Origin of the sequence: Falsochrobactrum ovis (assembly GCF_003259955.1) — a bacterium.
GTDB lineage: Bacteria > Pseudomonadota > Alphaproteobacteria > Rhizobiales > Rhizobiaceae > Brucella > Brucella ovis_A.
The window spans coordinates 217489-238726 of record NZ_QLMK01000001.1 but is presented as its reverse complement, the minus strand read 5'-3'; the positions used below and the strand labels follow the sequence as shown (position 1 = coordinate 238726).

Genomic DNA, 21238 nt, shown 5'->3' with positions numbered 1-21238 from the left:
TGAAAAAACTTCCGCAAAATAGTGATCACTCACCATCGGCGAGCGATTTGACCAGATCGATGATTTTTCGACGAACTTTGGGGTCTGATATGCGCGTGAAGGCTCGCGTAAGCTGCACACCCTCATTGGAATTGAGAAAATCCACCACATAGGTCGCGTCATTCTCTTCTGCAAAGCCAGTTTTTCCGGTCTCTCCTGAGCCGGGTGCACCTTCAAAAAAGAAGGAAACGGGCACAGAAAGAATCGTTGAAATAGCCTGCAGACGACTGGCACCCACTCGATTGGTGCCTTTTTCGTATTTTTGAATCTGTTGAAAAGTAATTCCGAGGTTTTCGCCGAGTTTTTCTTGACTGAATCCGAGCATATTGCGGCGTAGGCGGATGCGGCTGCCGACATGAACATCAATAGGATTTGGCTTCTTTTTATTATCAGTCATAACGCGGTTTCTCCTCGCAATTGCGAGCTTTCATTCTTTCTCGACCCGAGATCGAGGCACAATATTCCATGGCGGGAGGTAATCCGACGGTTTTGCAGAAAAAACTGTCGCTGGCACAATATAACAGGTATTGAGACGAAACTGTCAATCAAAAGGCCGTCGCGACGACAGCCTTAGCCACACACACAGTATCAGTAGAGTTAATAGAACCGTATAGGTTTGTTTTAACCCTGGTGGCGCGCCCCAAAACGGAACATGAGCCGGGGGCAAATAAGCATCAATCACACTAACTGCGTTAAACGGAAGCTGAGCAGTGATTCGTCCATAAGAATCGATGATCGCAGACACGCCATTATTGCCTGCGCGCACCTGGGGAAGTCCCTGCTCTATGCTTCTAATCTGTGCCTGACGGAAATGTTGATAAGGTCCCGGTGTGTTACCATACCAGGCATCATTCGTAACATTAACGATCGCCGTGGGCTGGCGGCCAGTATAGCTAAGCTCATCGGGGAAAATCGCCTCATAACAGACAAGAGGCAAAAAGGTTTGCCCTTCCATCACGTTGATCGCATGGCGTGATTTGGCAGCGGTAAATCCGCCGGGCATCTCGACGACTTCTTGCAGGCCAAGGTTGCGAAGCAGGCCTTCAAAAGGCAGATATTCGCCAAAGGGAACAAGATGAACCTTGTCGGAATGATCCACGATCTCGCCCTGCCCATTAATGGCAAGGATGGAATTATAATAGCGTGAAGGCCGGTTTGGGACAGGCTCTTCCCGCACTGCCCCCGTCAGCAAAACCTGATAATCGGTCAGGGCCGCTGAAATTCGCTCTAGCGCCTCGGGCGTTGAGGACAAGATGTAGGGAACGGCAGTTTCCGGCCAAACAATTACGTCGGGAAAAGGCTTACCTTCTGCTGGCGGCTCTACCGACATGGCAATATATTGATCAAAAATCGCGCGACGTTCGGCCTGATCCCATTTCACAGTCTGGGAAATAGAAGGCTGCACGATGCGCACCGAAAGCGAGGTTACTTGCTCGCCCGTCGCTGGTGCATATAACAATAGGCCTGCGCCATATCCCACATGCAGCATGCCAAGACAAAGGGCTGCTATCAAACCGGTTTTTGCCAATCTGCCGCCTGCCAAGAGCGCGGGAGATGCGAATAGGAACACGGCAAGCGCCGCCATTCCTGTCAGCCCAATTACAGCCACCGTCTGCATGAGCAGCGGCCACGGCATGATTGCGTAGCCTAAAGCATTCCACGGAAAGCCGGTGAAAAGGAAAGTGCGAAGCCATTCGGCAAAAGCAAATCCCAATGCTAGTGAGAATACACCCCCTAAGCCCGGCGATCCAAAATGGCGCGCAATCGCGGCGGCCAGTCCGTAAAAAAAAGCTAAGAAAGCTGGAAGACCAAGAACTGCAAGGGGCAAAGCCCAGGCGAAGTTTTCAGCGTCGACCAAAAGTGCAGACCCGATCCACCAAAGGCCTGCAACAAAGTAGCCAAAGCCAAACCACCACCCGGTTTTGAATGAAGGTAATAACCGACCGAGAAACCCTGCATTCGCCCGTGGCGCTGCCCCTTCAATGAGCCAAAGGAGCACAGGAAAAGCCAGAAAACCTGCAATGATGAAGTCGAATGGTGGCTGGGTGAGGGTTGCGACAATGCCGGCGAGGAACGCGACAGCTGGTCTGTGCCAGCCAGTTAACGCAACAATCCTCGCACGCAGCCGCTTTATCATTACCCCTCTTTCGAGCGAACAATAAGTTCCGTTACCGTATCATCGCCGGTTTTGCCGGATCCGGCAGTGCGCTGCTGCCTACGGCGGTGCGCCTCCGATAGCGGAACAATACGCACTTTCTTCACACGGCGTGGATCGACTTCCAATACGTGAAACTCATAGCCGGGCACGGCGTGAACCACCTCTCCCCGGACCGGAATCCGTCCCAGATCAGAGAAAATCAGACCACCTATTGTGTCAACATCCTCACCATGTTCGCCCACTTCAAACGATGGTCCTATCCTTTGGGTGAGTTCATCCAGATCAGCGCGTGCATCGACCACGAAAACACCGTCGGCTTCTTCCGCGATCATGATTTCTTCGTCATCATGTTCGTCTTCAATATCTCCGACGACCATTTCAACAATGTCTTCCAGCGAAACCAGACCATCGGTGCCGCCATATTCATCAATGACCAGCGCCATCTGGATATGGGTTGCTTGCATGCGGGCCATTAGTCCGCTCGCCATCATCGAGGGAGGCACGAACAGCACCTTGCGCATGATATTAAGTTCGCCAATCGGCTTGGTAAGATCAATACGGCTCATATCAAATGTCGAGCCGTTTCGAGTTTCCGCTGGCTTGCGTGTTGCCGAGTTTCGCCGGTTCGCCTTCTCACGGGATTGTTTGGTGATATAGTTCAATACGTCGCGGATATGGATCATACCGCGCGGATCATCCAGCGTTTCAGCATAGACGGGCATACGCGAACGGCCCGTTGCCTCAAATTGTTCAAGCGCCTCACCCAGCGGTGTTGAGATTTCTATCGCCTCTACATCGGCGCGGGGAATCATCACATCCTCAACACGAATTTCACGTAGCCGCAGAATATTCTGCAACATTGCCTTTTCTTCGGGAGAGAATGCACCGCCCTGATCGCTGGCGGAACTGGCGACAGCATCGACAAGATCTTCACGCAATGTGGAAGTTTGCCGAGAGCGTATGAAAGGAAAAATATTTGAAAGAAGCGATCGCTTTTCGGCCGGTGGCCGTTGCCTACTTGGCCCGTCTGGGTCTTGTGCTTCAGTGCGGCTTTCGCCTGCGGATGAATTGGTGCTTTGGTCTGACATGATCAATCTGTTTCGATGATTAAACCGGATACAGTATAAGGATCCGGGATGGCAAGAGCATGAAGAATTTCGCGCTCAAGCCGTTCCATTGCTTCGGCCTCTTCTTCTGTTTGATGATCGTAACCCAGAAGATGCAAAAGACCATGTACAATAAGATGTGTCAGGTGGTTTTCGAGCGGTTTGCCCTCTTCGAGAGCTTCACGCTCAACCGTTTCACGTGCGATGATAATATCACCAAGCATCGGGCCGGGCTGATCTCCAACCTTGACCGGAAAAGCCGGAAAAGAAAGCACATTGGTTGGCTTATCCTTGCCGCGCCATTGCTGGTTGATCTGTTGAATGGAGCGATCATCAGTAAAAACTACACTCAGCTCGGTTTGAGCAGGCGCAAGACCAAGCTTGCTCCAAGCAGCCTTGAGCGCTGGCTGCACAAGCCGTTCAAGAGCCTCTGCATCGGGCCAATTGCCGGCTTCAACCAAAATATCAATATCTATTTGCGCTTCTGACACGTCTTGCGCGATACGCTCAATACGCACCGCATCCTTCTGATTGTTAAGAGACGTCCGACAAATCTCGGATATAGTTTTGTAAAATCGTTATTTGATTACCCGTTTACAAGAGCGACCATTATTCCGAGCGCGAATGTTTCTTGGCGTCATTATCGTAAGCAGCAACAATTGCGGCCACGAGCGGATGTCGCACCACGTCCTTTTCAGTGAAGCGGACCTTAATGACCGACTCAACTGCGTCCAGCACACGCAGCGCCTCCACGAGGCCGGATTTCTGCCCCGACGGCAGGTCGATCTGGCTTGGGTCGCCTGTCACAATCATGCGTGAACCTTCACCAAGCCGCGTCAGAAACATCTTCATCTGCATTGATGTTGTGTTCTGCGCTTCATCCAGAATAACGGCTGAATGTGCGAGCGTTCGACCACGCATGAAAGCCAGAGGCGCAATCTCAATTACGCCAGCAATAATCGCGCGCTCCACCTTTTCGGCAGGCATCATATCATAAAGCGCATCATAAAGCGGCCGCAAATAAGGATCGACTTTTTCCTTCATGTCACCGGGCAGGAACCCAAGCCGCTCTCCCGCTTCAACCGCCGGGCGCGATAGGATGATCCGCTCAACCAGTCCACGCTCAAGCAACATTGCCGCATGAGCGACGGCCAGATAGGTTTTACCGGTTCCTGCGGGCCCAACGCCAAAGACCAATTCTGAACGATCAAGCGCCCGCATATAGGCGTCCTGCGTTGCCGTGCGGGCGAAGATGGTCTTTTTACGCGTAGAAATTTGCGCTGCGGATATTTTTCCCTTTGTTTCCAAGGTGGGCAGCGTAAGCTGATCATCCGCAGCAATAGCCATGCGCAATGCGCCATCGACATCAGAAGGCGATAATTCATGGCCCTTTTGCAAATATTCGTAAAGCTGTTCGAGCGCACGCCGCGCCTGCTCGGTCGCGGTTGGCTCGCCACGAATCGTAAGCTGATTACCCTTTGAACGAACATCAATGCCGAGTTTTTGCTCAATACGAGCCAAATTCTCGTCAAATTGGCCATAAAGAGCGCTGGCAAGGCGGTTATTATCGAATGTCAGTACGATATGGGCCATATCTGAAGCCCCGGCTGCTGGACCGCCGGTCGGGCTTTTTTGCATTTGAGTGGTTGGCTTGGCAGATGACAAATTTTCCGTGGCGCTCAACCGGATCTCCCCAATTCACCTGTTAAAGGTATTGCTATCATATTACCGGCAGAGTTCACGCAAAGTCTCCCTCACCTTGAGCTGCCTCATCTCCATCATGCCTTCAGGCGCATTTTTGCGCAACAAGACTATTGGTACCGGTGGCTATAATTTTTACATTGATGATCTGGCCGATCGGATCGTCATTCTCTTCAACAATAACCGGAAGCAACCATGGTGAACGGCCGACCATTTGTCCGGCAAAACGACCGGGCTTTTCAATCAGCACATCCATTTCACGACCAATCATCGTTTCCTGAAACGCATATTGCTGTTCGGAAAGCAGTGCTTGTAGTCGTTGAAGACGCTCATCCTTGACAGCTTCTTCCACGTGGTCATCAAGTTCTGCACCGGGAGTACCAGGACGTGGCGAATATTTGAACGAATAGGCTTGTGCGTAATTCACCTCTCGCACAAGCTGCATTGTGTCTTCAAAATCCTGATCTGTTTCACCGGGGAAACCAACGATGAAATCGCCGGAAAGGGCGAGATCCGGGCGCGCTTTGCGGATACGCTCGATCAGGCGCAGATATTCGTCCGCCTTATGGCGCCGGTTCATGGCTTTCAGGATACGATCTGAACCCGATTGAACCGGGAGGTGCAAATAGGGCATTAATTGCCGCAGATCACGATGGGCGGCAATTAGCGCATCATCCATATCGCGCGGATGGCTGGTGGTGTAACGCAGCCGAGCTATGCCGGGAATTCGCGCCAGACGGAACAATAATTCGCCTAAGCCCCATTCGCGGCCATCATCGCCTACGCCGTGCCAGGCATTAACATTTTGGCCGAGCAGAGTGATTTCTCGCACGCCGCTATCGGCCAGACGTTCGGCCTCAGCAACGATTTGCGCGACGCTGCGTGAAACTTCCGAACCTCGGGTATAGGGCACAACGCAGAAAGTGCAAAATTTGTCGCAGCCTTCCTGAACTGTCACAAAGGCGGACACACCGCGCTTGCGCGTTTGCTCACGCGTGGGGGCAGGAAGATGTTCAAATTTATCTTCCAGCGCATATTCAGTTTCGACCACTTTTTCACCGCCACGAACGCGTGACAACGCATTGGGAAGGCGGTGATAGGTCTGAGGTCCGATCACCAGATCGACGCTCGGCGCACGGCGCAGAATTTCCTGCCCTTCCGCTTGCGCGACACAGCCTGCAACGCCGATGGTCATTTCCTTGCCATTGGCTTCACGCGTATTTTTCATTTTGCGCAGACGGCCAAGCGCAGAATAGAGCTTTTCCGAAGCTTTTTCGCGAATATGGCATGTGTTGAGCAGCACCAGATCCGCATCTTCGGGCGTATCGGTGGCGACATAGCCTTCCGCTGCGAGACTATCGGCCATACGCTGGCTGTCATAAACATTCATCTGGCAGCCATAGGTTTTGACGAAAACCTTACGGGTTTTGCTGACGTCCGGCGTGTTTTGGATCTGTGTCATATCTTCGCTCATGGCGGCTATCTACAGTTTTTATCGCTCTATTGGAAGGTGATAAACTCTTCAGCTATCATTCGTCTGAAATTTCGCGCTGAAGCAGCGCGCTTTGCAACAATGTACGGACGCGTTTTTCGCTTATTTGCGCCAGAGTTTTGCGATTTGTCTCGGCAGTCACCCTTATGGGCTCGCCGAAACGGACTTCAACATCGATCGCACCTTCACGCAAAATGCCTTTGAGATGCGGCAATAATTCGACATCACCGGGCCAAGAAACAATCGGGCGATAATAACGACCCATGGCCATGCCATGCAGCCTTATATAGGCGATGGCGACCGGTTGAACAATCACTTCATCCACATCCGTCTCGCGAATTGCGGCATGAGCTGCACCAAAAAGGGCTGTTTTGAAAGGTAGCACGCGGTTACCATCTGAGGTTGTACCTTCCGGAAAAAGCACCATAACATCCCCGCCCGCTAGCCTGCGGGCAATTTCAGAAGCTTGTTTTGCGGTTTTGCCGCGCCGTTCCCGCTCGACGAAAACGGTGCGTTGCAATACTGCAAACATGCCAAAGATTGGCCAGTTTTTGACTTCCGATTTCGCTATGAAAGAAACCGGGCCTACAGCCGAAAGAACAACAATATCACTCCAGGAAATATGGTTTGAGACCAGCAAAAGCGGTCTATCGGTCTGCATTTCGCCGTGAATGTGGATACGAAACCCAAACAGCCTCGCCACGATGCGATGGAAGAAAACCGGCAAAGCGGTTTTCCAGCCATTCTTTAGCCTTAAGAAAACATACTGCACGGGAATGAGTGAGAGGCTCAAAACAACAAATGCAGCCAGCACCAGCGAGGTTCGGATAAGGCCGATCATTGCGGCCTCACCAAATCTCGCCGCAGGACAAGAGCGGAAGAGCGACCATTCTTCGTTTCGTAATAGGCTGGTCGGGTGCCGACTTTGTTAAAACCCAGTCGGCGATAAAGGGTGAGCGCTGCAATATTGGTCTCATCCACTTCCAAAAACAGGCTCTCGGCGCGTTCCTGGTAAAGATGACGCAGCACCGCATCCATCAATGCGCGGCCAATTCCATGGCGCTGCGCATCAAGCTCCACCGCAATGGTGAGTATTTCCGCCTCGCCTGCAACCAGTCGCGCCAGCACAAAACCCGATATTTTGTCAGGCTTTCCTTGCTGCCGGGCGATAAAGCCAAAAACCGTATCCTGCGCAATCAGGGAGCGGAAATCATCCGAACTCCAGCTATGGTGAAAAACATGCGCGTGAATGCGATGAATTTCGCCACTGAAGCTTGCATTGAGTGGCTCGACCAAAACGGGTTTTCTAGCAAACCGCTCCAGCAAAAAACTCATCATCGCGCTAATCCCCGGCAGTCCGGCGCGGCAAGGCAAAGCCGGTCTGCGGTTTGGCATCGGGGCCGCGCATATAAAGCGGCTTTGGTGCCTGACCCGGCTGTTTTAGCGCTGCCAGTTTTGCATAGGTCGCAATGCTTGCGGTGGGTTCTCCCCGCGCGACTTGAAAACGCCCACCCAGCGCCTCGTTGATTGCGCTGGCAGCGGAGCCTGCAAATATTGTTTCATCAATTTGCTTTGCTGCAAGCGCGGCAGCCTCTTCGCGCGAGAGCACTTCTGGAGCAGACAGGATTTTTCCGTCGGCATTAAAATTTGCCGCGTAAATTTCACCGCGATGCGCTTCAAGCAGCACAAGAACCGGGTTTAGCGGATTGAGTTCTTGCGCCTCGAAAGCCAGCGCTTCAAATGCCGTAATACCAATTGCCGGGCAATTGAGCGCTAATGCGAAGCCACGCGCTGCGGACACGCCGATCCGAACTCCGGTAAACGAGCCGGGACCGATATTGACCGCAACCCGATCTATATCAGACATTGCGATTGCGCTCTTGCTCACAGCGCGCTCAATATAGTCCATCAGCACTTCGGCATGACCTTTGCCGATATTTTCGCTGGTTTGAGCAAGCACAGCATCGCGCGTCGCATCGTAGATCGCAACGGCGCAGTATGAGGCAGCGGTATCAATGGAAAGTATCTTCATAAGCTTTCGCGTAGATCAGAATTCGTCGCGCTACAAGCCATAGCATCAAACATGATAAAAATTACCACCCTGTCGGAAACAAAAGGGCAAGTAAGGCATTGTAGTTTGTGAGGGCTTTTTTTGTCAAACTTGCCACCAATTGTGCAACCAAGCGATTCTGGCCCGGATGCTCCTACCGATTATAGGACATGACGAGGAAAATATGGCCAAGAAACAAATACATCCTACCCGCAATGATCTTCCCTCCAATACCAAAACCAGTGTGATTGCTCTGCTTAATCAAAATTTGGCGGCGCTGATTGATCTTGCGCTGATCACCAAACAAGCCCACTGGAACATCAAAGGTCCGCAATTTATTGCGGTTCATGAAATGCTAGACACTTTCCGATTAGACCTCGACCAGCATGTCGATACGGTAGCAGAACGTGCTGTGCAACTGGGAGGGTATGCTTTCGGCACCACTCAGACTGTCGCTAAAGAATCAAAGCTCGCGCCCTATCCGACCGATATTTCTTCCATAGCTGATCACCTTGACGCGCTGATCGAACGCTATGGAGATGTCGCAAATCTGGTGCGCAAATCCATTGATGACGCCGATGAAGCCGGTGACGCTGATAGTGCAGATATTTTCACCGCCGCTTCACGCAGCCTCGATAAAGCTCTTTGGTTTCTGGAAGCTCATGTGCAGTAAAGCAGGTAAGGCCGGAAATTCCGGCCTTTCCTTTATCCGTTTCAAAGCTGCGTTAGGCCCATTCGCCGCCGCGCATCACAGGTTCACGGCTGCCATCCGCATTGATGCCATCGACATCGATTTGATCGGAACCGATCATCCAATCAATGTGAATAAGGCTTGAATTTCCGCCCTGTGCGGCGATCTGCTCGGCGCTGAGATTGGCGCCATCGACAAAGCATTTTGAATAGCACTGTCCAAGCGCGATATGGCTGGCGGCATTTTCATCAAAAAGCGTGTTGTAAAATAGCAGTCCGCTTTGCGAAATTGGCGAAGAATGCGGCACCAATGCCACCTCACCCAATCTGCGTGCGCCCTCATCCGTATCGAGTACTTTCAGCAGCACTTCTTCACCACGGCTGGCTTTTGCTTCGACAATACGGCCTTCCTCAAATTTTACGGAAATATTGTCAATCAATGTTCCCTGATGCGAGAGAGGCTTGGTGCTTGAAACATGGCCGCTCACCCGCAAAGCGTGCGGCGTGGTAAAGACTTCTTCTGTCGGAATGTTTGGATTGCAAGTAATTCCATTTTTCGCTACCGACGCGCCGCCATGCCATTCATGCCCATCGGCCAGACCCACCGTCAGATCGGTGCCGGGGCCGGTGAAATGCAGGGCTGAGAAGTTCTTGCCATTCAGAAAGCCGGTGCGTGAACGCAATGCCGCATTATGCGCGTTCCAAGCATTGACAGGATCGTCCACATCCACCCGCGAAGCGGCGAAAATCGCATCTGCCAATTTACGCGTTGCGTCATCGGGCGCATCATCGGGGAAAACCAGCTTAGCCCAATCGGGGTTTGGATAGGAAATAATGTTCCAATTAATATCAAATCCTGCAATTTTTTCGAGAGCGGGCTGATAAGCAATCGAGTTGGCGCGGTTAGCGCGTGCGACTTTCGACGAATCCTGCGCAGAAAGCAGCATTGGATTATCCGCAGCAATTGCCAGGCGGGCGGCACCATTTGCATAGGCTTTTGCCATGCCTTCATAGAGCCAATTGGCGGCGCGATCAAAACTCTCATCAGGAGCATTTTCATAGCGCGTCAGAGCCAGCTGATCGTCAGAAAAAAAGGGAGTTACCAAGCCTGCGCCAGCCTTATAGGCGTGTTTTGCGATAAGACGCACCAGCGGCAATGCAACAACTGGAGCAGTGATGACCAGATCCTGCCCCTCACGCAGTTGCAGACCCACGCGTATGGCAACTTCGGCCAAACGTTCAAGTTTTACGGGATCGATCACAGAATTATTAATGGCATAAGTCATGTAGTGGCGAACCTTTTTGTCGAAGAATCACCTACAGTTTAGCAGACCTCGTAAATTCGCCACCCATTTTCGCTTGTGCAAGATATACTATGACAGCAATATTAGATCGGCACCGGAAAACAATATTATGAGAATGAAAATAGTTGCGACCGCTCTGGGCTTTAGCGTCTTTCTAGGAGGATGCACCACGATGACCCCGGAACAGCGCCGCGCAGCAGATGAACAAGCATGTCAGGATTATGGTTTTCGAAAAAACACCGATGCTTTTGCTGAATGTTTGCTGAAACTTGATCTCGACAGGCGGGCAGAGCGCCGTGCATGGGAAATCCGCACCGAACAGCCGATGGTGATCTATCAGCCGGTCTATAGGCGGGTTCCCGTCCGCGTTAAAAAATAGCTGAAGGCTTCACGATCAAAGTGGGTGGGTCGAGCGATCTTGAGCCAGCAACAAGGCGCCTATTTCATCCACATGCTTGCGCTCAGCTCCATAACCAAGCATTTCGCTCGAGCTTTCATTGGCGGATGTTTTATGAAGTTTTGCAGATTCATAAGTTTCAAACTGCTCAGCCTTTGGCTTATCTACCGGCTTGACCGCGACTAAAGCAAGCTGTTGCAGATCTTGCCCGCTCTTTCCTTGCACTGGTTCCTGTCCCTGAGGCTTTTCAGCTAAAGCTATCTGAACCGTTTCTGTCGCGGGCTTCATCTCTGGCGCCACGCGCTCTTTTTCACCCGAGGTGGAAACAAAGGCCATTTGCATCGGCGTTTGCGGAACAGGATTTTCAAGCGAACCATCGCGCTTGCGCTTTTCGTAGAAAGAATTTCCCCCTGCTACGAGCACATAATGCATGTTGCGATAGGGAAACTTTAACCCGGCAGTATGGAAGAACATCGAATTTTTCAGGGCGGGATGGCGCTTGCCCTTGAGCACCGCATCGGCTGCGGCTTGCACATCAGGCAAGGTTTTCATCTTGCGGGTAAGAACTCCCGGGGCAAATTGATTTTTCTGACCCACCACACCACAAATCGTGTTGGGATAGCGCTCGTTGGCAAGTCTATTCATCACCACGGTTCCGACCGCGATCAAACCATCCTGGCTTGATCGATTTGCTTCAAAATACATGGCGCGTTCGAGACATTCCCTATCGCGAGCCGTATAAGCAAAAACTTTTTTGCCCTTGAGCGTTTTCACATGGCTTGCTGCGGCCTTATCCCCGGTCGAACCGGTCGTCGTGCAGCCACTTACCAGAGCTGGCAACACTATCAGGCCGAGAATAAAAGATAATTTCCACATAGCCGGGCGCATCAGCAGCTCTGCCTCATTGTCAGGTCTCAAAAGTTTTGCACCGTATTTGCGACGGCGCGTCGAAATGGTTGCAATATGCAAGGCCATGAGCGGCTTTGCGAAAAGCTGTCGCTCAATCTAATGCGCTCAAAGATTTTGGAATTTTTAGGCCAAATAAAGGCGGGTGGTCAAATTTGCCGACCCTCTAAAATACTGAGCAGAGAATTTTTGATGTGTCGATGTTAAGAGTATTTTAACCTTTTCATCAACCTAAAGAGGTTAATAAACAATAAATATACTTTGGCTTTTCTATAAGTGTTTGATTTCGAAAGAAACAAAACTTGCCTTAATTGAATTATTATGAGCCGTGCCTCACGAGTGTTTTCCAAAAATGAAAAATGCTTTGTTAATTCGACGGGAAGGCTTCAATTTTGCTTTTTATCGCCCCGGTAAAATGTCACGTTCAAATCTAGCTGTCGGGGAGTAACAAAGCGTGATATCCGCTGTTTTCACCCTGAATTCGCTGATTGCTTGCGAATCGGGCGCGATAACGGCATCAAAAAAGCCGCTCAAAAGCGGCTTTTAATCGAGATATAAATTTCAGCTCAGCCAAAAGAATAACCTGCGCCCCGCACGGTTCGGATCGGATCCGGTGCACGGTTGATATTAATTGCTTTTCGCAAACGTCCGACATGGACATCAACCGTTCGATCATCGACATAAATATCCGGACCCCAGACGCCATCTAAAAGCTGGCTGCGAGAGAAAACACGCCCCGGCGACATCATAAAATATTCAAGCAAGCGAAACTCGGTTGGTCCCAGACGGACTTCCGTTTCCTGCCGGTAAACACGGTGCTGCTGGCGATCAAGAACGAGATCACCCACTTTGAGGATATGCGAGAGAATGCTGGGATTAGCGCGTCTTAGCGTGGCTTTAACGCGGGCGAGGAGTTCAGGCGTAGAAAACGGCTTTACGACATAATCATCTGCCCCCACGCTTAGCCCGCGCACACGTTCGCTTTCCTCGCCGCGAGCGGTGAGCATTATAATGGGCAGTCGTTCGGTTTCAGGCCATTGTCGCAGACGGCGGCAAAGCTCAATTCCAGAAACTCCAGGCAGCATCCAATCGAGAATCAGAAGATCAGGCACATTTTCACGCAGTTCAAGCTCAGCTTCATCGCCACGCATAATCGCGGTAACCTGATAGCCTTCAGCCTCAAGATTATAGCGCAGCAATTCGCTCAGCGCTTCTTCATCTTCCACTACTGCTATTCTTGGTGCTTGCGCCATTGCTAATTTCCTGTCTAATTCCGGCTGAACGCAGGATGCAAAAATCCCTTCGACGGCGCGCCGCCGCGTATTTCAATACTGTCCGGTCAAAACCGGTTTGGTTTAAGGTTTGCGTGCTTCGTCCACGACGATACCGTGGCTAAGGTCTTCTTTTGGCCGCTCCGCTGGCATTTGCATGCCGGTGACGATGTAGTAAACCGTCTCGGCAATATTGGTGGCATGATCACCAATGCGCTCAATATTCTTGGCGCAGAATAATAGATGCGTACAAGCTGAGATATTGCGCGGATCTTCCATCATATAGGTCAGCAGCTCGCGGAACAGCGACGTATACATGGCGTCGATTTCATCATCGCGGTCACGCACAATATTAATCTGCTGCACAGAACGCGAGGCATATGCATCCAGAACATCTTTGAGCTGGGTAAGCGCAAGTTCGGCAAGCGTTTCAAGTCCGCGATAAAGTTTTACAGGCTGACGGGATTCCGAAACCGCTGCCACACGCTTGGCAATGTTCTTGCCCAGATCTCCGACCCGCTCAAGATCAGCCGAAATGCGAATCGCGCCGATGATTTCGCGCAGATCCACCGCCATTGGCTGACGCTTTGCGATGATCATAACGGCCTTATCATCGATTTCGCGCTCACCGGCATCAAGGATAAGATCGTCGGACACAACACGTTGGGCCAAGGCTTTGTCGGCATTGATAATTGCGGCCACGGATTGTTCGACCATGCGTTCGGCATGGCCGCCCATTTCAGCAATCTTGTGGGTAAGGAACTTTAGCTCCTCATCATAAGAGCGAACAGTATGCTGTGACGACATGATGAACCTCGTAATCAAGATTGCGGGAATGCCGCAATTATTGTTCAATCCCGTTGCAGCCGCCTTGCAGCTGCAATTGCGGCCCTATCACTAGCCAAAGCGGCCAGTAATATAATCCTGGGTGCGCTTTTCGGTGGGAGCGGTAAATATGTTGTCAGTATCCCCGACTTCGACCAGATTTCCCAGATGGAACATGGCGGTGCGCTGAGAAACGCGTGCTGCCTGCTGCATTGAGTGGGTCACGATCACAATCGTATAGTTCTGACGCAATTCATCAATCAGCTCTTCAACCTTTGCGGTTGCAATCGGATCAAGTGCCGAACAGGGTTCGTCCATCAGGATGACTTCGGGGCTGACAGCAATTGCGCGTGCAATGCAAAGCCGCTGCTGCTGGCCCCCAGAAAGGCCGGTTCCCGCATCGTGCAACCGGTCCTTAACTTCTTCGAAGAGGCTTGCCTTTTTCAGGCTGGTGACGACGATTTCCTCAAGCTCTGAACGCGAGCGGGCCAATCCATGAATACGCGGACCATAGGCCACATTTTCAAAAATTGATTTCGGAAATGGATTAGGCTTCTGAAACACCATACCGACACGCGCACGCAGTTCGACCACGTCGATTTTGGGATCGTAAATATCCTCATCATCAAGCGTTATCAGTCCGCCAACACGACAGTTTTCAATCGTATCATTCATACGATTGAGCGATCGTAAAAAGGTGGACTTGCCGCAGCCCGATGGCCCGATAAGTGCGGTTACCATCTTTTCGGGGATCTCCAGATCCACATCAAACAGGGCCTGCTTATCGCCATAAAATACACTGACCTTTTCGCCGCGCATTTTTATTGCATGGGCATTGGCGTTCATCTTGTCTCCTACGGCTTTTTCGAGAGATCGTTCTGTCATCAGATTCATCGTTTCTCTCCCGTTTACCAGCGGCGCTCAAAACGGCGGCGCAGAATGATTGCGGCAATATTCATCACGGCCAGAAACAGAAGCAGGACGATAATAGCGCCCGATGTGCGTTCTACAAAGGCTCGTTCTGCCTCATTGGCCCACATGAATATCTGTACCGGTAATGCGGTGGCTGGATCCATGGGGGTGGAGGGTACATTGGCAACAAAAGCCACCATGCCGATCAGCAGCAAGGGTGCAGTTTCGCCCAGGGCCTGCGCCAATCCGATAATCGTACCCGTTAGAATACCGGGTGCGGCCAGTGGCAAAACATGATGGAAAACCATTTGAGTTTTTGAAGCGCCCAGTCCCAAAGCTGCAGCCCGGATTGAGGGTGGAACAGCACGCAATGCGGAACGGGTCGCAATAATGATGGTGGGCAATGTCATCAGCGTCAGCACCAAACCGCCTACAATGGAGGCAGAACGCGGCAAGCCCATGAAATTGATAAAGACCGCCAGCCCCAAAAGACCAAACACAATAGAAGGCACCGCTGCCAAATTATTAATATTGACTTCGATCAGATCGGTGAAACGGTTCTTTTTGGCAAATTCTTCCAGATAAATGGAAGAGGCCACGCCGATTGGCAGTGCCAGCACCAGAACAATTAGCATCATATAAAGTGAACCAAGCAAAGCGACGCCAAGTCCAGAGGTTTCCGGTCGGCTTGAGGCACCAAAGGTAAAGAGACCTTTGTTGAAAGCCAGTTTCATCAAGCCTTCTTCAGATAGATGTTTCATCCAGCCGATCTGGCGATCAGATATTTTTCGATTGGCTTCAGCAACCGTCAGATCAATCTGCCCTTTAAACGCAGAATCGACATCAGCACCGGCCAGAACCGGAATGGTCTGAGTGGTTCCGATCAATGATGGATCGTTCATGATCATTTCACGAAGCTGAACGCGAACGCCATCGGAATAAATCCGGCCGAGCTCGCGCATTGCCACGCGATCCTTTTTCTCGACACCGAGCTTTTCAGCCAGCGCATCGCGCACCAATTGCGGATAATTGGCGGTAATGAGAACATTGGGATCCGTTTCGCGCTTGTTTGAAGGGTCGATAACCTGCTCGCTCAGTTCTACCGGAAGATAGATCGTCGTCTGCCAGAAAGCCGTATAGCCTTTGGAGAAAACCGAAAATAGCAAAGCGCAGAGAAAGAAGACGCCAATGGAGATGGCGATAATCCCATAAAGGCGGAAGCGGCGTTCGGCAGCGTAGCGACGCTTTAATCCGATATCGCGGCGCTGTGGCCGTGCGGATGAGCCAGCAGCAGTAGAGGTCACATCGGTCATTAGTCGTACTGCTCCCGATATTTACGAACGATATAGAGCGCAAAAATATTCATCAGCAATGTGAGCACAAACAGCGTGATACCCAATGCGAAAGCAACCAGCGTCTGGGGAGAGTTAAATTCCAGATCGCCGGTGAGCTGATTGACGATTTTGACAGTGATTGTGGTCATGGCTTCAAACGGATTGATCGTCAGGCGCGCTGCAACGCCCGCCGCCAGCACAACGATCATTGTTTCGCCAATTGCGCGCGAGGCGGTCATCAGAAGAGCGCCGACGATTCCCGGCAAGGCAGCGGGCAAGACCACGCGTTTAACCGTCTCGGAACGGGTGGCACCAAGGCCGAGCGAACCATCGCGCAACGAGCTGGGCACGGCCGTGATAATATCGTCAGACAAAGAAGAAACGAACGGAATGAGCATGACACCCATCACCAGACCCGCAGTCAGAACGCTTTGCGCCATGATGAAACCTTGGCCGCCGGCTATTGCGGCAGAAAGGTCGCGTAAGAAAGGTCCGACTGCGACCAGCGCGAAAAAACCGTAAACGATTGTCGGGATGCCTGCCAGCAATTCCAGCACCGGCTTGATGATGGCGCGCACTCTGGGAGACGCATATTCCGCCATATAAATTGCAGAAAACAGTCCCACCGGCACCGCAAAAAGCATTGCCACAAATGCAATATAAAGTGTACCCGCCAATAGCGGTATAAGGCCGAATTGCCCGACCTCGCCGCCAGATCCTGCTGCTGCAAAGCGCGGATCCCAAACGGTTCCAAACAGGAAATCCATCGGGTGTATCGACTTGAAAAAGCTGATGGTTTGAAACAGCATCGAGAAAATAATGCCGATGGTCGTCAATATTGCGATTGCTGAGGCAGCGATCAGCCCCCAAAGCACGACGCGCTCGACATTATTGCGGGCTCGCTTGCGATGGCTAATGCCTGAAAGGCCAAAAATGGCACCGGTAACGGCGATAACCAGCGCCAAGACCATGCCAATGGTTTTCAGAAATCGATCAGCTTCGTGGATGAAAAGCGCGATCGGGACCATATAATCCTGACCCTCGGTCGCAAGTGCAACACCCTTATCACCCAAAATTTGGCGCGCTTCTTGATAGGTTTGCGGAAAAGTTTCGATCTCTTCCGGTGTGAGGCGATCAAGCCCGGCTGCCAGCCCTTGAACCATGCTTAGCTGAAGGCTGCGACTAAATGAGGTGCTTTCCTCCACTGCTTGTGGCAAGCGCGAAGAAGCGGTTTGATCCAGATAAATCGTGGAGCCGACAGTCCACACCACCAAAAACAGAATTGCTGGCAGAGCCGAGACAAGAAACACCCACCAGCCGTGATAGTGCGGGCGAGAATGCATTTTTTCTCGCCTTGGGGAAGCACTGGTTGTGGGCTGCGATCTATCGAGCGAGACTGCGCGCTGCCGCCCGATAAAAAAACCGATCAGCGCGATGGCGACGACACTGATGAGAACCAGAAAGAAGGACATTCGATTTCCCCGGTTGTCCAGAATGAAAGGGCTGGCCCAATTGGCGGACTCAATCCCGAATTGCGCGCCTTATATCGAAGCATTGCAAAAAAGAGAATGCGGGAAGGGCTGTTCTCCCCGCATTCCCGCAATCATAATTACTCAGCCGCCAGCACTTTACCTTCCGTAAAGCTCACACGCTGTTCTTCACGCTCGGCATCCGGCGATGGAACAAGTCCATATTCGGCTAGAGGACCATCGGGACCAACCATCTGCTCAGAGAGGAAGAAATCAACATATTCCTTCAGCCCTGGGATAACGCCCAGATGCGCCTTTTTTACATAGAAAAAGAGCGGGCGAGAAATCGGATATTCACCAGTTGCAACCGCTTCTGCCGTTGGTGTTACGTCATTGACGCTAGCAACCCTCAACTTGTCTGCATTGTTTTCGTAGAAATAGAGACCGAAAACACCAACGCCGGTTTTGTTGGATTCGATACGCGCCAGCGTTTCGCTGTAATCGCCATCAATATCAACGGCTTTGCCGTCTTTACGAACTGCAATACAAGCCGCTGCGGCTGCCTTGTCGTCCAGTCCAGTTGCCTTAATCGCATCGAGAGCACCCGAGGATTTGCAGCCTTCGGCAAGAACCTTTTCTTCGAAAACTTCGCGAGTACCGTGTTTTTCGCCTGGAATATAGGCCGCAATATCCCAATCTGGCAGATCGGCGTTAACCTCATTCCACTTGGTGTATGGATTGTCGACCAGCTTGCCGTCAACAATCACTTTGGCAGCAAGAGCCTGATAGAGATCGACCGGCTTAAGCTTCCAGTCAGGACCATTTGCGGCGGTCGCAAAAACGATGCCGTCATAGCCAAAACGCACTTCCTGCACATCCTTGACGCCTGCGTCAATACAGGACTGGAGTTCGGAATCTTTCATGGCGCGTGATGCATTGGCGATATCAATGGTCGCTTCACCAACACCACGGCAGAATTCCTTGATGCCAGCGCCAGAACCGCCCGATTCGATGACCGGGGTTTTGAAGTCTGGATAGGTTTCACCGAAAGTCTCGGCGACGATCTTGGCATAGGGCAGAACGGTTGAAGAACCGGACACCTGGATCTGGTCGCGCGCCTGAGCCGCGGAAACCGACAGAACTGCAGCTATTGCAAGCGCCGCGGTCGAGGAAATCATCTTGTTCATGAGCGATAGCTCCTGCTGTAAAAGACATATGACATTAAGCGTCAGTCGTCGTCTACGCGCTCTATATAACATTCATATGACAGTAATGTTACAGCTTTGTATCACAGGGTCTTTACCCACCAAACCGTAACAATCCATAGTTATGGATTAATCGGAAGGGCGGGTCAGCACATAGATGGCCGAGCAAAGCATAAAGATCGCGACCGCAGTTGCGAGCCACAATTTAGGCTGCGTGGTCCAGAAAAAGAGACAATATCCAAATAGCATGCCAGCGCAGGCATAGAGTTTGACCCGCGGCGAAATAGCGCCGCGCTCTCGCCATTTGATGATCAATGGCCCAAATTGTGGATGAGACAATAATCGCGCCTCAAGCTTTGGCGAGGAACGCGCAAAACACCATGCAGCAAGAATCAAAAAGATTGTGGTCGGCATGACGGGCAACACAGCGCCAATGATACCGAGCGCCACCATAATAAACCCCAAACAAAGGTAAAAAACACGCATGGGCAAAGTGTGCGGCTTTTGTGGAAGAGGCTTATCTTTCAAAGTTGTCCCGGCAAAGTTGACCCAGCATAGATTTCTGAATTTAAGCGCATCCCAGCATAGCAGAATTGTGGAATTCCTGCATAGCTGGCCTGATCAACCTTATGTCAACAAACAGGCAGCCGCGATTATGCTCAATTTAAAGTTGCGAAATGGCGCTTAAAAGCCTTAATTTTTCAACTTTGGCAGAGGCGGTTAAGTCTATCTCTGAAATAGAGATTCTCCCTCCGTCCATCTTAAATAAAGTTTCCAGCGACGATTTTACTGCTGAACGGCATCATAACTCTATGGAGCTCAAGGGACAGCCCTGCAACAACATTAAGAATAGCTTGGAAAGCGCATAATAAAATACTCCTCTCAGGAATATAATAAATAAATGATGCAATATATTCTCATAGAATTGAGAGTGTAGGAAATATTTCCTCCCTGCCTATATTGATTTATACCCTGCAATCTTCTCATTTCCATCACGTTAGGGCCGTATTTGGATTCCAAATGGCTCTCGTCTTTTCTTACGGAACGGACACGCATCCTCAAACAATCATGGAAATGGCATGCATATTAATTTTCGTATGGCTTTGCTCGCCGTGGCCGCGACGGGTATTGCGTCCGTTAATGTGGCTGAGGCAAAATCAGCGCGCTGCGGCGGCGCATCCTGGTACGCTTTGACGTCACGCACGGCCTCAGGCGAGCGCATGAACCCAGCAGGGATTACCGCCGCCCATCGCACTTTGCCACTTGGCAGCAAAATTAAAGTTACCAATCAGAAAAATGGCAAATCGATCGTTGTTCGCATCAATGATCGCGGACCCTTCATTAAGGGCCGTATTCTGGATCTTTCCAAAGGTGCCGCATCGCGTCTGGGCTTCATCAATGCCGGTCACACCAAGGTTTGCTACACACTACTCTGATCTCGCAAATGAAATTAAGAATTTGATAGGCCACCGTAATTTTGCGGTGGCTTTTATTTTACCCACTCAAAATATGCGAGGCTTTTACCGCCTTTGCCTTGTTAACCATTAATTAAGAAGTTGGGCGCGGAAACAGCGCGCCGAATTGACTTAAGCCCCAATTCTACATTAACTTTTTGTTAAGAAGTGCCCGTCGGGCAGTGAAAAAGGCGTTGAGTATGTATTGCGTAGTTCGCTCGGCTAAAAATTTTGTTGTTGCTGTTGGTTTGGGTGCTGCGGCTCTTTTCACAAGCTTTGCCGCCGATGCAGCTTCCACCAGCGCCTATATGCATACGAGCAAACTGACATCTCAGCCGATCGGCCATTACGAATTTTGCAAACGTGAAGCGCGTGAGTGCAATATTATAAGCCGCAATACGCGTCCGCTGGCGCTCAATATCGACAATTGGCAAAAGATTGTTGAAATCAACCATTCGGTCAATGAACGTATTCAGCCAATGACCGATTTGGAAATATACGGGGTTGAGGAATATTGGGCCTATCCGACCAGCGTCGGAGATTGCGAAGATTATGTGCTTCTTAAGCAGCGTGAATTGGCTAAGGCCGGCATCCCGATGACTGATCTATTGATCACGGTGGTACGCAAGCCCGATGGCGAAGGCCATGCAGTCCTCACCGTTCGCACAGATCATGGTGATTTCATTTTGGATAATCTGACCGATAAAGTTATGCGCTGGGATGAATCAGATTATACATTTCTCAAGCGCCAATCTGCTTCCCATAGCGGTCGCTGGGTCGATATTGAAGTATTGGACAATCTTTTGGTTGGATCGGTGGATTAAACCCGCGAGACTCTCGCCCTCGCCCTCGCCCTCGCCCTCGCCCTCGCCCTCGCCCTCGCCCTCGCCCTCGAAAAAGTCTGAAGTTTAAAGCTTGAGTCAAA

22 protein-coding genes are annotated in these 21238 nt (G+C 51.1%); 4 read left to right on the top strand and 18 right to left on the bottom strand.

What is annotated here, in order from left to right; translation table 11 throughout:
• Positions 1-25 precede the first annotated feature (25 nt).
• The 9 genes from C7374_RS01145 to tsaB form a co-directional block, all read right to left on the bottom strand.
• Positions 26-436, bottom strand: coding sequence for a helix-turn-helix domain-containing protein (locus tag C7374_RS01145; protein ID WP_111573774.1), 411 nt, complete (start codon positions 434-436; stop codon positions 26-28).
• Positions 437-580: 144 nt separating this feature from the next.
• Positions 581-2176, bottom strand: coding sequence for an apolipoprotein N-acyltransferase (gene lnt, locus C7374_RS01140; RefSeq protein WP_111573773.1), 1596 nt, complete (start codon positions 2174-2176; stop codon positions 581-583).
• Positions 2176-3285 carry a hemolysin family protein gene (locus C7374_RS01135; RefSeq protein WP_111573772.1) on the bottom strand — a complete coding sequence of 370 codons (1110 nt, stop codon included), beginning with the start codon at positions 3283-3285 and terminating at the stop codon, positions 2176-2178. Before C7374_RS01135 ends, lnt begins: the two co-directional genes overlap by 1 nt.
• 2 nt (positions 3286-3287) lie before the next feature.
• Complete coding sequence (ybeY, locus tag C7374_RS01130; RefSeq protein WP_374849959.1) at positions 3288-3815, bottom strand: rRNA maturation RNase YbeY; 528 nt, start codon at positions 3813-3815, stop codon at positions 3288-3290.
• Positions 3816-3912: 97 nt separating this feature from the next.
• Complete coding sequence (locus C7374_RS01125; RefSeq protein WP_210205056.1) at positions 3913-4986, bottom strand: PhoH family protein; 1074 nt, start codon at positions 4984-4986, stop codon at positions 3913-3915.
• 103 nt (positions 4987-5089) lie between these two features.
• Entirely contained in the window at positions 5090-6478 is a 1389-nt protein-coding gene (gene miaB, locus C7374_RS01120) for a tRNA (N6-isopentenyl adenosine(37)-C2)-methylthiotransferase MiaB (RefSeq protein ID WP_111573771.1), read from the bottom strand.
• 55 nt (positions 6479-6533) lie between these two features.
• Positions 6534-7337 carry a lyso-ornithine lipid O-acyltransferase gene (gene olsA / locus C7374_RS01115; protein ID WP_111573770.1) on the bottom strand — a complete coding sequence of 268 codons (804 nt, stop codon included), beginning with the start codon at positions 7335-7337 and terminating at the stop codon, positions 6534-6536.
• Positions 7334-7834 (bottom strand): ribosomal protein S18-alanine N-acetyltransferase, encoded by a 501-nt coding sequence (gene rimI / locus C7374_RS01110; protein ID WP_111573769.1) that lies wholly within the window; start codon positions 7832-7834, stop codon positions 7334-7336. Before rimI ends, olsA begins: the two co-directional genes overlap by 4 nt.
• A 4-nt stretch (positions 7835-7838) precedes the next feature.
• Positions 7839-8528 (bottom strand): tRNA (adenosine(37)-N6)-threonylcarbamoyltransferase complex dimerization subunit type 1 TsaB, encoded by a 690-nt coding sequence (gene tsaB / locus C7374_RS01105; protein WP_111573768.1) that lies wholly within the window; start codon positions 8526-8528, stop codon positions 7839-7841.
• A 202-nt stretch (positions 8529-8730) separates the two neighbouring features.
• On the opposite strand from tsaB, the gene dps reads away from it, so the two are divergent.
• On the top strand, positions 8731-9219 hold the full coding sequence (dps, locus tag C7374_RS01100) for a DNA starvation/stationary phase protection protein Dps (protein ID WP_111573767.1): 489 nt from the start codon (positions 8731-8733) through the stop codon (positions 9217-9219).
• Between the two features lie 52 nt (positions 9220-9271).
• Here the strand turns inward: dps and C7374_RS01095 are convergent, their stop codons facing one another.
• On the bottom strand, positions 9272-10522 hold the full coding sequence (locus C7374_RS01095; protein WP_111573766.1) for an aminopeptidase: 1251 nt from the start codon (positions 10520-10522) through the stop codon (positions 9272-9274).
• A gap of 127 nt (positions 10523-10649) precedes the next feature.
• Here C7374_RS01095 and C7374_RS01090 point away from each other — a divergent pair, with 127 nt between their 5' ends.
• A complete protein-coding gene (locus tag C7374_RS01090) occupies positions 10650-10919 on the top strand; it encodes a hypothetical protein (RefSeq protein ID WP_111573765.1) in 270 nt (89 codons plus the stop codon).
• 15 nt (positions 10920-10934) lie between these two features.
• Here the strand turns inward: C7374_RS01090 and C7374_RS01085 are convergent, their stop codons facing one another.
• The 8 genes from C7374_RS01085 to C7374_RS01050 form a co-directional block, all read right to left on the bottom strand.
• Positions 10935-11825, bottom strand: coding sequence for a cell wall hydrolase (locus C7374_RS01085; RefSeq protein WP_111574232.1), 891 nt, complete (start codon positions 11823-11825; stop codon positions 10935-10937).
• 584 nt (positions 11826-12409) lie between these two features.
• Positions 12410-13096, bottom strand: coding sequence for a phosphate regulon transcriptional regulator PhoB (phoB, locus tag C7374_RS01080; protein ID WP_111573764.1), 687 nt, complete (start codon positions 13094-13096; stop codon positions 12410-12412).
• A gap of 102 nt (positions 13097-13198) precedes the next feature.
• The gene (phoU, locus tag C7374_RS01075) at positions 13199-13921 is read right to left on the bottom strand and encodes a phosphate signaling complex protein PhoU (RefSeq protein ID WP_111573763.1); all 723 of its coding nucleotides are present in this window, start codon (positions 13919-13921) and stop codon (positions 13199-13201) included.
• A 90-nt stretch (positions 13922-14011) separates the two neighbouring features.
• Positions 14012-14833 (bottom strand): phosphate ABC transporter ATP-binding protein PstB, encoded by an 822-nt coding sequence (pstB, locus tag C7374_RS01070; protein WP_111573762.1) that lies wholly within the window; start codon positions 14831-14833, stop codon positions 14012-14014.
• 14 nt (positions 14834-14847) lie between these two features.
• Positions 14848-16164: a phosphate ABC transporter permease PstA gene (gene pstA, locus C7374_RS01065; RefSeq protein ID WP_111573761.1), complete on the bottom strand. Its 1317-nt coding sequence runs from the start codon at positions 16162-16164 to the stop codon at positions 14848-14850.
• Positions 16164-17657, bottom strand: coding sequence for a phosphate ABC transporter permease subunit PstC (gene pstC, locus C7374_RS01060; protein WP_111573760.1), 1494 nt, complete (start codon positions 17655-17657; stop codon positions 16164-16166). Before pstC ends, pstA begins: the two co-directional genes overlap by 1 nt.
• A gap of 137 nt (positions 17658-17794) precedes the next feature.
• Positions 17795-18841, bottom strand: coding sequence for a PstS family phosphate ABC transporter substrate-binding protein (locus tag C7374_RS01055; protein ID WP_111573759.1), 1047 nt, complete (start codon positions 18839-18841; stop codon positions 17795-17797).
• A 147-nt stretch (positions 18842-18988) separates the two neighbouring features.
• Positions 18989-19345 (bottom strand): YbaN family protein, encoded by a 357-nt coding sequence (locus C7374_RS01050; protein ID WP_111574231.1) that lies wholly within the window; start codon positions 19343-19345, stop codon positions 18989-18991.
• A 593-nt stretch (positions 19346-19938) separates the two neighbouring features.
• Here C7374_RS01050 and C7374_RS01040 point away from each other — a divergent pair.
• Positions 19939-20295, top strand: coding sequence for a septal ring lytic transglycosylase RlpA family protein (locus tag C7374_RS01040; RefSeq protein WP_111573757.1), 357 nt, complete (start codon positions 19939-19941; stop codon positions 20293-20295).
• A 218-nt stretch (positions 20296-20513) separates the two neighbouring features.
• A complete protein-coding gene (locus C7374_RS01035; protein ID WP_111573756.1) occupies positions 20514-21137 on the top strand; it encodes a transglutaminase-like cysteine peptidase in 624 nt (207 codons plus the stop codon).
• The last annotated feature ends 101 nt before the right edge of the window (positions 21138-21238 follow it).

What these genes read in the sequence shown, in the direction of transcription:
- C7374_RS01035 (WP_111573756.1), top strand. Translation starts at nt 20,514, where the DNA reads ATGTATTGCGTAGTTCGCTCGGCTAAAAATTTTGTTGTTGCTGTTGGT.
- phoU (WP_111573763.1), bottom strand. Translation starts at nt 13,921, where the DNA reads ATGTCGTCACAGCATACTGTTCGCTCTTATGATGAGGAGCTAAAGTTC.
- miaB (WP_111573771.1), bottom strand. Translation starts at nt 6,478, where the DNA reads ATGAGCGAAGATATGACACAGATCCAAAACACGCCGGACGTCAGCAAA.
- C7374_RS01135 (WP_111573772.1), bottom strand. Translation starts at nt 3,285, where the DNA reads ATGTCAGACCAAAGCACCAATTCATCCGCAGGCGAAAGCCGCACTGAA.
- C7374_RS01040 (WP_111573757.1), top strand. Translation starts at nt 19,939, where the DNA reads ATGCATATTAATTTTCGTATGGCTTTGCTCGCCGTGGCCGCGACGGGT.
- C7374_RS01145 (WP_111573774.1), bottom strand. Translation starts at nt 436, where the DNA reads ATGACTGATAATAAAAAGAAGCCAAATCCTATTGATGTTCATGTCGGC.
- pstA (WP_111573761.1), bottom strand. Translation starts at nt 16,164, where the DNA reads ATGACCGATGTGACCTCTACTGCTGCTGGCTCATCCGCACGGCCACAG.
- phoB (WP_111573764.1), bottom strand. Translation starts at nt 13,096, where the DNA reads ATGGCGCAAGCACCAAGAATAGCAGTAGTGGAAGATGAAGAAGCGCTG.
- C7374_RS01085 (WP_111574232.1), bottom strand. Translation starts at nt 11,825, where the DNA reads ATGCGCCCGGCTATGTGGAAATTATCTTTTATTCTCGGCCTGATAGTG.
- rimI (WP_111573769.1), bottom strand. Translation starts at nt 7,834, where the DNA reads ATGATGAGTTTTTTGCTGGAGCGGTTTGCTAGAAAACCCGTTTTGGTC.
- C7374_RS01095 (WP_111573766.1), bottom strand. Translation starts at nt 10,522, where the DNA reads ATGACTTATGCCATTAATAATTCTGTGATCGATCCCGTAAAACTTGAA.
- olsA (WP_111573770.1), bottom strand. Translation starts at nt 7,337, where the DNA reads ATGATCGGCCTTATCCGAACCTCGCTGGTGCTGGCTGCATTTGTTGTT.
- C7374_RS01055 (WP_111573759.1), bottom strand. Translation starts at nt 18,841, where the DNA reads ATGAACAAGATGATTTCCTCGACCGCGGCGCTTGCAATAGCTGCAGTT.
- pstC (WP_111573760.1), bottom strand. Translation starts at nt 17,657, where the DNA reads ATGTCCTTCTTTCTGGTTCTCATCAGTGTCGTCGCCATCGCGCTGATC.
- C7374_RS01050 (WP_111574231.1), bottom strand. Translation starts at nt 19,345, where the DNA reads ATGCGTGTTTTTTACCTTTGTTTGGGGTTTATTATGGTGGCGCTCGGT.
- lnt (WP_111573773.1), bottom strand. Translation starts at nt 2,176, where the DNA reads ATGATAAAGCGGCTGCGTGCGAGGATTGTTGCGTTAACTGGCTGGCAC.
- dps (WP_111573767.1), top strand. Translation starts at nt 8,731, where the DNA reads ATGGCCAAGAAACAAATACATCCTACCCGCAATGATCTTCCCTCCAAT.
- pstB (WP_111573762.1), bottom strand. Translation starts at nt 14,833, where the DNA reads ATGAATCTGATGACAGAACGATCTCTCGAAAAAGCCGTAGGAGACAAG.
- tsaB (WP_111573768.1), bottom strand. Translation starts at nt 8,528, where the DNA reads ATGAAGATACTTTCCATTGATACCGCTGCCTCATACTGCGCCGTTGCG.
- C7374_RS01090 (WP_111573765.1), top strand. Translation starts at nt 10,650, where the DNA reads ATGAGAATGAAAATAGTTGCGACCGCTCTGGGCTTTAGCGTCTTTCTA.